The organism is Paenibacillus piscarius, from assembly GCF_022234545.1.
Taxonomy (GTDB): Bacteria; Bacillota; Bacilli; order Paenibacillales; family Paenibacillaceae; genus Paenibacillus_AQ; species Paenibacillus_AQ piscarius.
In genome coordinates this window covers 13,218-26,565 of record NZ_JAIEUI010000003.1, presented here as the reverse complement: position 1 = coordinate 26,565, position 13,348 = coordinate 13,218, and the positions used below count along the sequence as shown (strand labels likewise).

The 13,348-nt window shown below is 56.7% G+C and carries 13 protein-coding genes and 1 riboswitch; all 13 genes read right to left on the bottom strand.

The features are described 5' to 3' along the window. Nucleotides 1-36: 36 nt before the first annotated feature. The 13 genes from rapZ to hisH all read right to left on the bottom strand — a co-directional run bounded on the left by rapZ (nt 37) and on the right by hisH (nt 13,348). Nucleotides 37-939 (bottom strand): RNase adapter RapZ, encoded by a 903-nt coding sequence (gene rapZ / locus K1558_RS06160; RefSeq protein WP_238650527.1) that lies wholly within the window; start codon nt 937-939, stop codon nt 37-39. A 45-nt stretch (nt 940-984) separates the two neighbouring features. Then, nucleotides 985-1,935 (bottom strand): ROK family glucokinase, encoded by a 951-nt coding sequence (locus tag K1558_RS06155; protein ID WP_238650526.1) that lies wholly within the window; start codon nt 1,933-1,935, stop codon nt 985-987. A 171-nt stretch (nt 1,936-2,106) separates the two neighbouring features. Then, a complete protein-coding gene (locus K1558_RS06150) occupies nt 2,107-3,369 on the bottom strand; it encodes a DUF438 domain-containing protein (protein WP_238650525.1) in 1,263 nt (420 codons plus the stop codon). Nucleotides 3,370-3,383: 14 nt separating this feature from the next. Beyond that, nucleotides 3,384-3,611, bottom strand: coding sequence for a DUF1858 domain-containing protein (locus K1558_RS06145; protein ID WP_238650524.1), 228 nt, complete (start codon nt 3,609-3,611; stop codon nt 3,384-3,386). Between the two features lie 314 nt (nt 3,612-3,925). Beyond that, a complete protein-coding gene (gene thiC / locus K1558_RS06140) occupies nt 3,926-5,626 on the bottom strand; it encodes a phosphomethylpyrimidine synthase ThiC (protein WP_274528439.1) in 1,701 nt (566 codons plus the stop codon). 149 nt (nt 5,627-5,775) lie between these two features. After that, a riboswitch (TPP riboswitch) is annotated at nt 5,776-5,882 on the bottom strand. Nucleotides 5,883-5,945: 63 nt separating this feature from the next. Then, nucleotides 5,946-6,899 (bottom strand): thioredoxin-disulfide reductase, encoded by a 954-nt coding sequence (trxB, locus tag K1558_RS06135; RefSeq protein ID WP_238650523.1) that lies wholly within the window; start codon nt 6,897-6,899, stop codon nt 5,946-5,948. 41 nt (nt 6,900-6,940) lie between these two features. Beyond that, complete coding sequence (locus K1558_RS06130; protein WP_338019671.1) at nt 6,941-8,371, bottom strand: tetratricopeptide repeat protein; 1,431 nt, start codon at nt 8,369-8,371, stop codon at nt 6,941-6,943. 247 nt (nt 8,372-8,618) lie between these two features. Then, nucleotides 8,619-9,566: a ribose-phosphate diphosphokinase gene (locus K1558_RS06125; RefSeq protein WP_238650522.1), complete on the bottom strand. Its 948-nt coding sequence runs from the start codon at nt 9,564-9,566 to the stop codon at nt 8,619-8,621. Nucleotides 9,567-9,588: 22 nt separating this feature from the next. Next, the gene (gene hisJ, locus K1558_RS06120) at nt 9,589-10,416 is read right to left on the bottom strand and encodes a histidinol-phosphatase HisJ (protein ID WP_238650521.1); all 828 of its coding nucleotides are present in this window, start codon (nt 10,414-10,416) and stop codon (nt 9,589-9,591) included. A 16-nt stretch (nt 10,417-10,432) separates the two neighbouring features. Beyond that, on the bottom strand, nt 10,433-11,131 hold the full coding sequence (gene hisIE, locus K1558_RS06115) for a bifunctional phosphoribosyl-AMP cyclohydrolase/phosphoribosyl-ATP diphosphatase HisIE (RefSeq protein ID WP_238650520.1): 699 nt from the start codon (nt 11,129-11,131) through the stop codon (nt 10,433-10,435). Further along, nucleotides 11,128-11,886 (bottom strand): imidazole glycerol phosphate synthase subunit HisF, encoded by a 759-nt coding sequence (gene hisF / locus K1558_RS06110; RefSeq protein ID WP_238650519.1) that lies wholly within the window; start codon nt 11,884-11,886, stop codon nt 11,128-11,130. The genes hisIE and hisF overlap by 4 nt, the downstream gene beginning before the upstream one ends. Before the next feature lie 43 nt (nt 11,887-11,929). Then, complete coding sequence (gene hisA / locus K1558_RS06105) at nt 11,930-12,679, bottom strand: 1-(5-phosphoribosyl)-5-[(5-phosphoribosylamino)methylideneamino]imidazole-4-carboxamide isomerase (RefSeq protein WP_238650518.1); 750 nt, start codon at nt 12,677-12,679, stop codon at nt 11,930-11,932. Nucleotides 12,680-12,724: 45 nt separating this feature from the next. After that, nucleotides 12,725-13,348 (bottom strand): imidazole glycerol phosphate synthase subunit HisH, encoded by a 624-nt coding sequence (gene hisH / locus K1558_RS06100; protein ID WP_238650517.1) that lies wholly within the window; start codon nt 13,346-13,348, stop codon nt 12,725-12,727.

The following is a 13,348-nucleotide window of genomic DNA, read 5'->3' as shown; positions in this document are numbered from 1 at the left end:
GCACTCCTTGTTCTTCCGCCACTATTATCCCTTCTCTCATCCATGCCGGTCGCGTTCGGAATCCCGATGGCTGACAGCTACTGTTTCCGTCTCGCTAACGCCTAGCATTTTGCCCAGATATTCAGCGATAGCTACTGAGCGGTGCTTGCCGCCGGTGCATCCGATGCCGATAATAATCTGGGATTTGCCTTCCTTGCGGTATTGCGGAATAAGGAATTGAAGCATGTCTAGCAGCTTGGTCAGGAACTCTTGCGTTTCAGGCCATTTCATTACATAGTCGTACACTTCGTTGTCTTGGCCTGTCTTGGGCCGCAGCTGATCCACATAATGCGGATTCGGCAGGAAGCGGACGTCGAATACCAGGTCAGCATCAATCGGAATGCCATACTTGAATCCAAACGAGGTAATGTTAACCGAGAGCGTGCTTTTGCCAAGATGCGAGAACCGTGACACAATTTTGGCCTTCAGCTGTGCCGGCTTCATGCTGCTGGTGTCCAGACAGAGGGTGGCTGAATTCTTCAGCTCCTCCAGCATCTGGCGCTCCATGCGGATGCCGTCAAGCGGCATTCCTTTGGGAGCGAGCGGGTGATGCCGGCGGCTCTCCTTATAGCGCTGGACAAGCACCGAATCTGTGGCATCCAGAAAAAGAATCTCGAATCCGATCGTAGACTCATCCTTGATGTACGCCAGAGACTCAGACAAAGCGGTGAAGAACTCCCGTCCCCTGAGGTCGATGACCAGCGCCACCTTGGCGATTTTGCCCTTCGACTGCTCAATCAGTTCAGCGAACTTCGGGATAAGTACAGGCGGAAGATTGTCGACGCAGAAGAATCCGAGATCCTCCAGGCTCTGCACCGCGATCGTCTTGCCTGCACCGGACATGCCTGTAATGATAATCAGGGTGGCGTGACCGGGTAATGTATGCTCGGTGTCGGTCATTACAGCATCCCTCCCCAAGAATAGTATATGAATAATTCCTGCTGCTTAAGAACGCAGCACCAGACCAGCTGCACCAATAATACCAGCATCATTGCCAAGGGCTGCAGGCACAATCGAAACACCGGTCTGCAGCGGGGCAGGAGCCAGCTTAGCGAACACCCGGCGGACCTCGTCGAACAGGATATCTCCCGCCTTGGACACTCCTCCGCCGACGATGAACACTTCCGGGTTCAGAACGGCAGCAACGGACGCCATGGATTTGCCCAGATAGAACGCCGCCCGGTTCACAATCCGCAGCGCGGCTTCATCACCGGCCTTGGCAGCATCGAAGACTTCCTTCGCAGCGATCTTCTCCACAGAGGACAGAGAAGTGCGGTCTCCGCGCGCTACAGCGTCATTCGCCATACGGATAATACCTGTTGCTGAGGAAACGGTTTCCAAACAGCCCATATTGCCGCAGCCGCACTGGATCGCTTCCAGGTCAGGAACCACCGAGATATGACCAAGCTCTCCGGCCAGACCGGCGAAGCCCTGATATACTTTGCCATTAATGATAATACCGCCGCCGACACCGGTGCCAAGCGTATAGCATACACAATTCTCAATGCCGCGTCCGGCCCCGCTCCAGGCTTCACCCAGTGCAGCCACGTTGGCATCATTGTCTATTTTGACTGGCTTGTTCAGACGACCCTCCAGAATGGAGCGGATCGGCACATCCCGAAATCCTATGTTCGGCGCAAGAATGATGATGCCCTCACGAATATTCGTAAACCCGGCGAGCCCCGCTCCCACACCGGCCAGCTGGTCCCAGGAGTACGGAGAATCCTCTACAATCTGACGCACATACTTCTCGATATTGTCGATGACAGCATCCACGCCGTCCGCAGTCCCTGTCGGACCCTCGTAAGTGTGCAGCAGGCTTCCCTCGGCATTGCAGATTCCAACCTTAATCGTGGTACCACCTAAATCCACGCCAACGTAGATATTTTCAGACATGTAACAAGCCACCTTTTTCTATGCTAAAATAGTTAATCCTACGTACCCACTATAATAGAACCCTCCCCTGCGGTCAAGGAAAGGCGATACACCCGGGTCCCGGCGCAGCAAAAAGACTCTCAGCGCTGCTACACGCGTGAAAGTCCAAATGTTTCTTCTATAATAAATATGCTATTCCGACAAAATCCGCTTCTGGCCCTCAAGGGCACGGATCGGTGCAATATTCTGGGTGAATTCCAGCGTTCCCATATAGCGGCCGTCCGCATCACGCACGGCGAAATACCGGATATAGATGAACTTATCCTTGATGTTAATCCAGAAGTCCTCGGCATCCTTCACCCCGGCCTTGAAATCAGCGAGCAGCTTCTCCACGACATGTACACTTTGCGGAGGATGGCAGTTCTGCACCGTACGGCCGATGACGGCCTTCGTCCGGGCGAAGATCCGTTCCTTGCCGTGCGAGAAGTAGCGGACGACATCGTTCTCATCGATAAAGGTCAAATCCACCGGCAGGTGGTTCATCAGCGTCTCCAGTTGATGGAGCGACAGCAGCCCGGTCTCGAACCGGATGAAGCCCTGCGGAGATAATCCTTCGCCCTCTGCTGCCGGCACCTCTGCGCCTTCCGGCTCAGCAGCGCGTTCCGGTACCCACTCCTGCTCCGGCGCGGCCAGGCAGAAGCCGATCTCATCACTTTCGCGGGCAATGCGGACCCATTCATCCTCAGTCAGTTTATCCAGCGCCATCGGCAGCAGAATATTCTCTTCCTTGAAGATCATCTCATTGACTTCCTTGATGATCTCCTCCAGCGAGGCGGCAATCTGCTCCGTCTCCCCGGTGAAATCGCTAAGCGCCTTCTTCGCTTCCTTAATCATGCTGCGGATGCCGTCATCTACTCCCCACATCACCTTGGTAGGACCGTAGATACCGTACTTCTCCAGGTAAGGGAACAGCAGATTCTCCTTACGGCTGTAGTGCTTATCGAGATCCAGCAGCAGACTTAAGTCCTCCAGCAGCTTGTAGATGATCTCATCGCTGGCGTTCTTCTTGAACTTATCCTTGTGCAGCGCGAGCCGGAAGTTGACCAGCCGTTCGATCTCCCGGTTCTCCAGCTTGAAGGTATGCACGGGATGTCCGGGCTGCTCCTCGGGCTTCGCGGAACGGTGAATCTGTTCAATCGAGCCTTTGAAGATGGCGGTATGCACGGAGCAGAGGCGCTGTACCTCCTCTACCGGAATCCCTTCTTCTGTCATCAGAGAGTGTTCCATGGCGGAGATTTCCGCGACCGTCACATCACCTACCGCCTCTTCAAAACGCGCCTTGACCTCTTCCACACTTTTGCCTGCATGAAGCTCCTTGATGATCTCTCTCAGCATCGCCTGGCGGCGTGTCTGTTCCGGCACATCGACCTCGCGGTTATTAATCAGCTCGCTCATGTTCTTCTCTCCTTCTATTCTATAATCTCGAAGCCGTGGCGCTCAAAGGCCAGCCGAACGGTCTCCAGCTCTATACGCTTCAGCTTCATGCCCTTGGACAGCGTCATGAACCGTCCTGCGGTCTGAAGCATCCCGGGCTTGGTAATATCACGGAAGCCCAGCTCCACCATAATGTCTTGGGCCTCGGGGTACTTGTTCACCAGCTCGAAAACCGGCTCATCCAGCTTTAACATTTTGCTCATTGTTCTGCACACCTCACAAGTGAGAATTCTTCTCAATCACAGCTTAGCATAGGATATGGAGGTACATTGTGATTGCAGTCACAAAATAACCCCACAAAGTGAAGCTGTAGCTTCGATGATGACTCAGATACTTTGCGGGGACCCCAAAACATACAAATTCTCAATCAAGTGGAAACGGCTTTGCCGTCCTTTTAAAGGACGGTACCGTTTCGGCGAGAAATAGAAGGATAATGTACAGTGTGAAACATATACATTCTTATATTTTAAAAAAAGCTGCCCCCCGCTATGAACAGCAAGAGACAGCCACGATTTTATTAGAATGACAGCGGTTTGCTTAGATTATAGCTGTTACGCAGATCATGCGAGATCCGCATACTGCAAAATTTAGGACCGCACATGGAGCAGAAATGCGCCTGCTTCGCCCCCTCTGCGGGAAGGGTCTCGTCATGATAGGCGAGCGCCCTTTCCGGATCGAGGGAGAGATGGAACTGATCCCGCCAGCGGAACTCGAACCGTGCCTTGGACAGCGCATCGTCCCGGTCCTGCGCACCCGGATGACCCTTGGCCAGATCAGCGGCATGGGCAGCGATTTTATAGGTAATGACGCCTTCACGCACATCATTTCTGTCCGGCAAGCCCAGATGCTCCTTGGGCGTAACATAACACAGCATCGACGTCCCAAGCGAGCCGATCATCGCCGCCCCGATAGCCGAAGTGATATGATCATAACCTGGGGCAATATCTGTGGTCAGCGGGCCGAGCGTATAGAAGGGGGCTTCCCGGCAAATCTCCAGCTGCTTGTCCATATTCTCCTTAATCTTGTGCATCGGCACATGCCCGGGGCCTTCTACCATCACCTGAATATCATGCTTCCAGGCCTGCAGCGTCAGCTCTCCCAGCGTCTCCAGTTCGGCGAACTGGGCTTCGTCATTGGCATCTGCAATCGAGCCGGGCCGCAGTCCATCCCCTAGTGAGAAGGCTACATCATATGTCTTCATAATTTCACAGATATCTTCAAAGTGGGTGTTAAGAAAGTTCTCCTGCTGATGGGCCAGACACCAGGCGGCCATAATAGAGCCGCCCCGCGACACAATACCGGTCATTCTCCGCGAGGTCAGCGGGATATAACGCCGCAGCACCCCGGCATGGATGGTGAAGTAATCCACCCCCTGCTCCGCCTGCTCGATCAGCGTATCGCGGTACAGCTCCCAGGTTAGATCTTCGGCGATGCCGTTCACCTTCTCCAGCGCCTGGTACAAGGGCACTGTGCCAACCGGCACAGGCGAATTACGGATGATCCATTCCCGGGTGGTATGGATGTTGGCACCGGTAGAGAGATCCATAATCGTATCAGCGCCCCAGCGGGTGGCCCACCGCATCTTCTCTACTTCCTCCTCAATGGAAGAGGAGACCGCCGAATTGCCGATGTTCGCATTGATCTTCACCAGGAAGTTACGGCCAATAATCATCGGCTCGCTCTCCGGGTGATTAATATTGGCCGGAATAATGGCACGGCCTGCGGCCACCTCATCCCTGACGAATTCCGGCCTGGTATTCTCGCGGATTGCGATAAATTCCATTTCCGGTGTTATGATTCCTTGCCGTGCATAATGCAGTTGGGTTACATTGCGCCCAGCCTGCGCCTGGAGGGATTTTCGCTGCAACCCCGGATAAGCTTCTGCACGCGGCTTACTCACGCGGATGCCGTTATCCTCAGGCCGCACCTCTCTCCCCTTGTATTCCTCGGTATCGCCGCGTTCCTGTATCCAGTTCAGACGGTGCGGCGGCAGCCCTTTGCGGATATCAGCCGCTTGCGCCGCATCGGTATAGATGCCGCTGGTATCGTAGACACGCAGCGGTTCATTCTCCTGATCCCCGGCTACGCCCTCGGTCCGGCTAAGGCTAATCTCCCGCATCGGAACCTGAATATCCGGACGCGAGCCCTCTACATACACCTTACGGCTTGCGGGGAACTGCGAGAGATCCACCGCTTCATTCTTCACTTGTGCTGACATTAAGTCTCCTCCTCTTGGCTTATGAGCTCATCAGATAAGAGGTCATACAGCAGCTTGAGCCGAAGAATCCATGGATCCCTGCACGTCAAAAAGCCGCTCCAACTGGAGCGGCTTATCCAAAGAAACAGCCTAATAAGACTGTAACTCAAACAGGTCCGGCTCCACTTTCCTACGCTGGTATGATCCAGATCAGGTTCAAGGGTCCGGGAATGCAATTTCCCCGTCTCAGCCTATTCAGGCTCCCCTAGCGGATATCTTATCTAATTGAGTGTATTCTACATGTTACAGTAAATAATGTAAACCTGTAATTATTCAAGAGCTATTTGTCCAGCGTTTCGCTCCAGTCATGCACCATGCTGCCTTCCAGATACTTCTCGGCATCCATCGCTGCCATACAGCCGGTTCCGGCTGCCGATATCGCCTGGCGGTAACGGGTATCCTGCACATCGCCGCAGGCGAAGACGCCGGGAATGTTCGTCTCGGTGGTACCCGGCTTCACAATGATGTACCCATTGGCATCGGTGTTAATCTGCCCGCCCAGGAAGGCGGTATTCGGGGTGTGCCCGATCGCCACGAACACGCCGTCAGCCTCCAGCAGCTCGGTCTGGCCGGTCTCGTTGTTCAGCACCGTGATCCCTTTAACGCCGGTATCGCCAACAGCAATCTCCACCGGGGTACGGTTAAGCGCCCAGGATACCTTGCTGTTGTCGCGTGCGCGGTCCTGCATGATCTTGGAGGCGCGCAGCTCCGGACGGCGGTGAACCAGTGTGACGCTGGAGGCGAAGCGGGTCAGGAAGCTGGCTTCCTCCATGGCGGAGTCGCCGCCGCCGACCACGACAATCTTTTTGCCGCGGAAAAAGAAGCCGTCACAGGTCGCACACGTGCTGACCCCGCGTCCCACATTCTCCTGCTCGCCCGGAATGCCCAGGTATCTCGCGGATGCACCGGTTGAAATAATCACCGATTCCGCTTCCAGCACACCCATTCCGTCAACCGTCACCTTGAACGGACGCTGTGAGAAATCAACCGATTCCACCCAGCCGTTCTTGAATTCAGCGCCGAAGCGTTCCGCCTGCTTGCGCATATTGTCCATCAGATCCGGTCCCAGAATGCCTTCAGGGAAGCCTGGAAAGTTCTCCACTTCTGTCGTCGTTGTCAGCTGTCCGCCCGGCTGCAAGCCTTCAATGACCAGCGGGCTCAGGTTCGCGCGCGCCAGATAAATCGCGGCCGTCAGCCCGGCCGGGCCTGTTCCGATTACAATCGTCTTGTACATTTGCATTGGCCTCCTTGTAGTGGGTTAGTATCATGCACAGTTTACACTCCTGTAGTGGATGGCGACAAGCCACCCGTTCCCGGCAGCTTACCGCCAGCGGGCTCCTGGTCCTCATGGGGGACTCCCGCATCCTCACGGTGCCCTCCGATCAGCCGCTGCAGGCTGAACAAGGCCGCTTCCTGCAGGCGGTCCGCCTGCTGCGGCTCCTCCTCCAGCACGCCGCGCAGCGCCCCGGACAGTTCCTCGTCCTCAATCCAGCGGAGAGCTTCCGTCACCTGAAGCTTCGTGGAGACGTCCCCGTAACGCAGCGCCCAGAAGAACGAGGCGCGCAGCAGCGGATTATTCCGCACTTCTTCCGTGAACCGGCCGTCCTGGCCCTTCCACTGCTTCAGCTGCTCCTGGAAGGGGAGCTGATAATTGTAGCTGACCGCAGGCAGCGGCCGGCCTTCCTCCTGCGCCTGCTGAAGCTGCGCCAGGAAGAACGCCGGTACAGCCGAACCCGGGTCCAGCTTGGCAGCCTGCCGCCAGCAGCGCAGCGCCTCACTGTACCGGCCGCTGTTGCTAGCCGCCGCCGCACAGTAATGGTAGAGCCCGGCATCCCCGGAGACCTCCTCATCCTTCAACAGGCGGCGGAAATGGCTGTAGGCAGCGGTATGCCGTCCCAGGATACCCATCGTTGTCGCCATTTTGAACACATGCTCCTGATGGAACGGCACGGTCGCCTCCAGCATCGCCAGCAGCGGCTCAAGCTGCTCCTTCTCGCCCGCATACTGCAGGAAGATGGCCATGTTGCAGAGCGCATGCAGGTTGCCCGGGTCCTGCTTCAACACCTCGTTCAGACATTCCTGCGACTTGGCGAACCGGCCCATATAGAAATAGGCCAAGGCCAGGTTATTGTGTGCCGCCAGGAAGTCCGGGGTACCCGCCGTAATCTCCTCCAGCAGCTCCACCGCCTGCGGGAACTTGCCCTCCTCCAGCAGACTGCGGGCCTTGTCATGCTCTACGACCCCTTCACGGCTGCGGATCCGCACCAGCGGAGCGGGACGGTTCAGCTCATATTGCAGCAGCTCCATCAGCTCCTCCGATTCAGCGATGAACTCGCCGCTGGCATCCTCCTCCAGATAAGTGACCAGCGCGCGCTCCGCCTCTTCAAAGCTTTCCATATTTGCGAAGTTATTAGCCATATAGAAATGGCATTCGGTCATGGCCGGGTCGATTTCCTCCAGAACGTGGGCCAGAATCTTATTCGACTCTGTGTAATTGCCCATCTCCGATAATATACCCGCCATATTGCAATGATTCACCGGATTCTCCGGCTCATATTCAACAGCTTTGCGAAAATTCTTTAATGCCTTGTCATATTGAAAGCGGTCCAGCGACCGCACGGCTCGTTCAAAGAAGAAATTCGCATCCAGAGTCACCGGAATGACCTTAGGGTCCTCTGCGGTATGCTCTGAAGTTCTCTCCATCATGGAAGCAAGACACCTCCCTTAATCAGCTTCCCAGCCTTGCCTGTTCGTTTCCATTTACGGTTCCGGCTGTCTGTCTTCACACAGTATACCACATGTGGCAGGGAGATTCTCAATCTCAGAGAAGGCTTAAGCAGAGGTAAAAGCTTGAAACGCCGCAGCCTCGCAGCTGCGCTTCTCAAGGACAGAATTACACAGGGATTCTCCGGCGGTCCGGCAGCGTCTGTGAGCGAAAAAAGAGACGCAGGATTTATATCCCCGCGTCTCTGAACAGCTTGTCTATGGAACCGCCCTCGATGATAATTCTCGTGGCCTCGGCCAGCATGGGAGCGACCGAGAGCACGGCGAATCTGCTGGAATGCTCATCCGGCAGGGCGATGGAATCCGTGATGACAATCTCATCGATATTAGGATGGTCCATGCGCGTCAGCGCATCCCCGGAGAACAGCCCGTGCGTCGCACAGACGATGCTGTTCCGGGCGCCCCGCTCCTTCAGTCCCTCGACCACATTCACAATCGTGGTGCCGGTATCGATCAGATCCTCGATAATGATCGGCGTTCTGCCCTCCACATCGCCGATGACATGCGTAATCACCGATTCGTTGTGGGCCGGACGCTTCTTGATCATAATAGCGAACGGGGAATCAAGCCGGCTGGCCAGCTTCTCGGCCATGGAGGCGCGTCCCGCATCCGGCGAGACCACCACCAGATCGCTCAGCCCCTTCACCTTCAGGTAGCCGCTGATCAGATCAAGCGCCGTCAGATGATCCACCGGAATATTGAAGAACCCTTGAATCGCGGCAGCATGGAGATCAATAGTGATCACCCGGGTCGCACCTGCTGTCGTCAGGACATCGGCTACCATTTTGGCGGAGATAGGCTCACGGGGTGCTGATTTGCGCTCCTGTCGGGCATATCCGTAATAAGGAACGATAATATTCACTGTTCTGGCTGAGGCGCGTTTGGCGGCATCAATCATCACCAGCAGCTCGACAAACAGCTCGTTAATCGGATGAGCCAGGGATTGCACCAAAAATACGTCGCAGTTCCGGATGCTCTCTTCATAATGCACATAAATCTCGCCGCTTTTGAAACGTGTCAGTTTGACCAGGCCCAGCGGTGCGCCAAGGCGCTCCGCGATGTCAGCGGCCAGCTTCGGATTCGACGAACCGGAAAAAATCCGCAATTGATGATGCATAATACCCTCCTGGGATTCGATTTTAGACTTCAAACGGCACGAAGCTGCGGCGGCGTCCCTCGAAGACAGTCAGCTCACGGAAGCCGGTCTGCCAGAGCAGCTTCCGGGCTTCCGGCAAGCCGTCCCCGAGCTTCAGCGGATCATGCGCGTCAGAGCCCAGGGTAAGCGGGATGCCCAGCGCATACGCCTCAGCAAGCACATGGTCCGCCGGGAACATCTCAGCGCAGGGCTTGAACAGCCCTGAGGCATTCAGCTCCATCGCGATTCCGCTGCCTGCAATCACCTTCAGCGTCTCCAGCTCAAGCGCTCTGGCCTCTGCCTGCTCCTCCGCAGTCTTAGGCCCGTAGCCGAACCGTTTGATGACATCCATATGCCCTATAATATCATATAATCCCGATAACGCCGACTTCTGCACAGCCTCATAATAACGGCGGTAGACCTGCATGACATCCTGGCCTTCCCAGCCGTGGGTCTGCCGGTGGTCCGTAATATCCCATTCGCCCAGGAAATGCACCGATCCAATCAGATAATCCCAGGGATATGGCGCCAAAAGCTCGCGGATCTGCTCCTCATAGCCCTCGATATAATCCGCTTCCAGCCCCACCCGCAGCTCAATCGTCCCCCGGTAACGCTCCTTCAGCGTAAGGCATTCCTCGACATAACGCGGAAGCTCCGCCAGCGGCATCGCCATCTCGGGATAATAGTGCTCGGGATCGACATGAATCAGCGGCAGATGATCTGACAGCCCAAGCTGCGTAAGCCCCAGGGCTATACCACGCTGTACGTACTCTTCAAGCTTCCCTACGGCATGACCGCAGCGCTCATGATGGGTATGATAATCGATATGCATACCGGCTTCATCCCTCCTAATCGCGGCGGGGCCGTTCATGACGGGCGCTCAGCTCATCCAGAATCTCATCCAGCGGAAGCTTGCGCTCCTGCAGCAGCACGAGCAGGTGGTAGATCAGATCGCTGACCTCCAGGCGCAGCTCGGCGTTATCTTTATTTTTGGCGGCAATAATCGTCTCGGAGGCTTCCTCCCCGACCTTCTTCAGAATCTTGTCTACGCCCTTATCGAACAGATAAGTGGTGTACGCCCCCTCAGGGCGGTTCACCTCGCGCTCGGCAATTACTCGCTCCAGCTCACCCAGCACCGCGAAGCGGCCGGTGTCAACGCCAGAAGCTTCCGTTACAGCCGCCGGTGCATCCAGCGGAATCTCGCGGTAGAAGCAGCTGTTCTCACCGGTATGGCAGGCCGGTCCCTCCGGCACCACCTTCACCAGCAGCGTATCGCTGTCGCAGTCATAGTGGATCGAGGTAATCGCCTGCGTATTGCCCGACGTTCCGCCCTTATGCCACAGCTCGCCGCGCGAACGGCTCCAGAACCAGGTCTGGCCGCTTGCCAGCGAGCGCTCCAGCGACTCAGGATTCATGTAGGCGAACATTAAGACCTCCAGGGTCCGCGCATCCTGAATCACCGCAGGCAGCAGGCCCGCTTCATTCCAGCGGATGCCCGCCACGGCTTCCTGCCGGCGCTGTGCTATCTCCTTGTTGTCCTCGCTCATCGGATCTCTACCCCTCTTTGCTTCAGATCAGCCTTCAGGTCATGAATGGCAATCTCTTTATAGTGAAAAATCGTTGCCGCAAGTCCGGCATCCGCCCGGCCCTCGGTAAATACATCATAGAAATGCTCAATTCTTCCGGCCCCGCCGGACGCAATAACAGGGATGCTCAGCAGATCACTAACCGCCGCTGTCAGCTTCAGATCAAAGCCGTCCTTGGTGCCGTCGGCATCCATGCTGGTCAGCAGAATCTCGCCCGCCCCCAGCGCCTCAGCCTCCTTGGCCCAGTTAAGGGCCCGTATACCGGTCGGCTTGCGCCCGCCATGGGTATACACTTCCCATTCGCCCCAGGCTTCATTATATTTAGCGTCCATCGCGAGCACAATGCACTGGGAGCCGAAGCGCCGCGCACCCTCCAGAATCAGCTGGGGGTTATTGACCGCCGCTGTGTTGATGCCGATTTTGTCCGCTCCGGCGCGCAGAATCCGCTTCATATCGTCCGGGGTTGAGATACCCCCGCCTACCGTGAAGGGAATAGCGATCTCCCCAGCGGTCTGGCGGACCACCTCAATCATGGTAGCTCTGCCCTCTACAGATGCGGAGATATCCAGGAAGACCAGCTCATCCGCTCCTTCACGGTCGTACAGCGCCGCCAGCTCCACCGGATCTCCGGCATCGCGCAGGTTCACAAAATTAACGCCCTTCACCACCCGCCCGTCCTTCACATCCAGACAGGGGATAATCCGTTTCGCTAACATCCTAAGACCCCTCCTTGTATTGCCCAGGCTATCGTATTGTTAATTACTGCGAGGCAGAGGATGTACGCAGCGCCAGCAAAGCTTCGGGCAGCGCAATGTTGCCGGTATACAGCGCCTTGCCGACAATGGCTCCGCCGATTCCGCTGCCGCTATGTACGTTCAGACGCAGCAGATCATCCAGGCTGGTTACCCCGCCGGAGGCGATGACGCTCTTGCCGCTGGCCTTGGCCATCGACAGAATCCCCTCTACGTTGGGACCCTGCATCATCCCGTCACGGGAGATATCCGTATAGATGAAGGTCTCTGCACCCTTGGCAGCCAGCTCACGCGCCAGGTCTTCTGCCCGGACCTCCGAGGTGTTCAGCCATCCATGGGTCGCTACATAGCCGTTCCGTGCATCAATGCCGATGGCAACCTTGTCGCCGTATTTGGCCAGCACTGTCTCGGTAAAGGCGCGATCATTAATAGCCGCCGTGCCGATAATTACCCGGCTGACCCCAAGGCCCAGCAGCTTCTCCACATCAGCCAGTGTGCGGAGGCCGCCGCCGACCTGCACCGGAACATTCGCCTGCCGGGCAATGGTGCCAATGATCTCATCATTGATAGGCTGGCCCGCTTTGGCTCCGTCCAGATCGACCAGGTGGATAAATTGTCCGCCCTGCTCCTCCCATGCCTTGGCTACCTGCACCGGACTGTCGTTATAGATGGTCTCCTGGGCGTAATCGCCCTGCTGCAGACGGACACACTTACCGTCCCGGATGTCAATCGCCGGATAGATAATAAATGAAGACATGAAGCTTCCCCGCTTTCATTGCAATATAGTGAATTCCAGGCAGGCTTAGGCCTGCTGTGCCTTGATGTGCAGGAAATGATCCAGCAGCCTGATGCCCAGCTCCCCGCTCTTCTCCGGGTGGAACTGCATCCCGTAGACATTGCCCCGCCCTACAATAGCCGTTACCGGATGTCCGTAATCCGTCACAGCAATCAGATCGCTGTCCGCCGCAGGAAGGGCGTGATAGGAGTGAACGAAGTAGACGTGGCCTTCGGTCAGCCCGGCCACAAGCGGACTCTCCGGCTGGCGGAAGCTCAGCCTGTTCCAGCCCATATGCGGCACCTTATAGCCGTCCCGGGGTGCGAAGCGCACCACCGAGCCCGGCAGTAGCCCCAGCCCCTGATGCTCGCCATGCTCCTCGCTGCTGTCGAACAGCAGCTGCATGCCGAGGCAGATGCCCAGCAGCGGCTGCCCCGCTGCTGCTGCGGCCCGGACAACGGTGTCCATTCCGCTCGCCCGCAGATGCTCCATCGCATCGCCGAATGCGCCGACCCCCGGCAGAATGACGCTGTCTGCCGCCAGGATCTCAGCGGCATCGGCGGTGACCAGACTCGTATAGCCCAGCCGCTCCACCGCCTTGCTGACGCTGTGCAGGTTGCCCATGCCGTAATCGACGATTGCTACGGCCAT

Coding starts and splice junctions, on each gene's coding strand:
- K1558_RS06150 (WP_238650525.1), bottom strand. CDS start 3,369: ATGAGCGAGCTGATTAATAACCGCGAGGTCGATGTGCCGGAACAGACA.
- hisJ (WP_238650521.1), bottom strand. CDS start 10,416: ATGCATATCGATTATCATACCCATCATGAGCGCTGCGGTCATGCCGTA.
- K1558_RS06125 (WP_238650522.1), bottom strand. CDS start 9,566: ATGCATCATCAATTGCGGATTTTTTCCGGTTCGTCGAATCCGAAGCTG.
- hisH (WP_238650517.1), bottom strand. CDS start 13,348: ATGGCCGTAGCAATCGTCGATTACGGCATGGGCAACCTGCACAGCGTC.
- K1558_RS06155 (WP_238650526.1), bottom strand. CDS start 1,935: ATGTCTGAAAATATCTACGTTGGCGTGGATTTAGGTGGTACCACGATT.
- thiC (WP_274528439.1), bottom strand. CDS start 5,626: ATGTCAGCACAAGTGAAGAATGAAGCGGTGGATCTCTCGCAGTTCCCC.
- hisA (WP_238650518.1), bottom strand. CDS start 12,679: ATGTCTTCATTTATTATCTATCCGGCGATTGACATCCGGGACGGTAAG.
- hisIE (WP_238650520.1), bottom strand. CDS start 11,131: ATGAGCGAGGACAACAAGGAGATAGCACAGCGCCGGCAGGAAGCCGTG.
- K1558_RS06145 (WP_238650524.1), bottom strand. CDS start 3,611: ATGAGCAAAATGTTAAAGCTGGATGAGCCGGTTTTCGAGCTGGTGAAC.
- rapZ (WP_238650527.1), bottom strand. CDS start 939: ATGACCGACACCGAGCATACATTACCCGGTCACGCCACCCTGATTATC.
- trxB (WP_238650523.1), bottom strand. CDS start 6,899: ATGTACAAGACGATTGTAATCGGAACAGGCCCGGCCGGGCTGACGGCC.
- K1558_RS06130 (WP_338019671.1), bottom strand. CDS start 8,371: ATGATGGAGAGAACTTCAGAGCATACCGCAGAGGACCCTAAGGTCATT.
- hisF (WP_238650519.1), bottom strand. CDS start 11,886: ATGTTAGCGAAACGGATTATCCCCTGTCTGGATGTGAAGGACGGGCGG.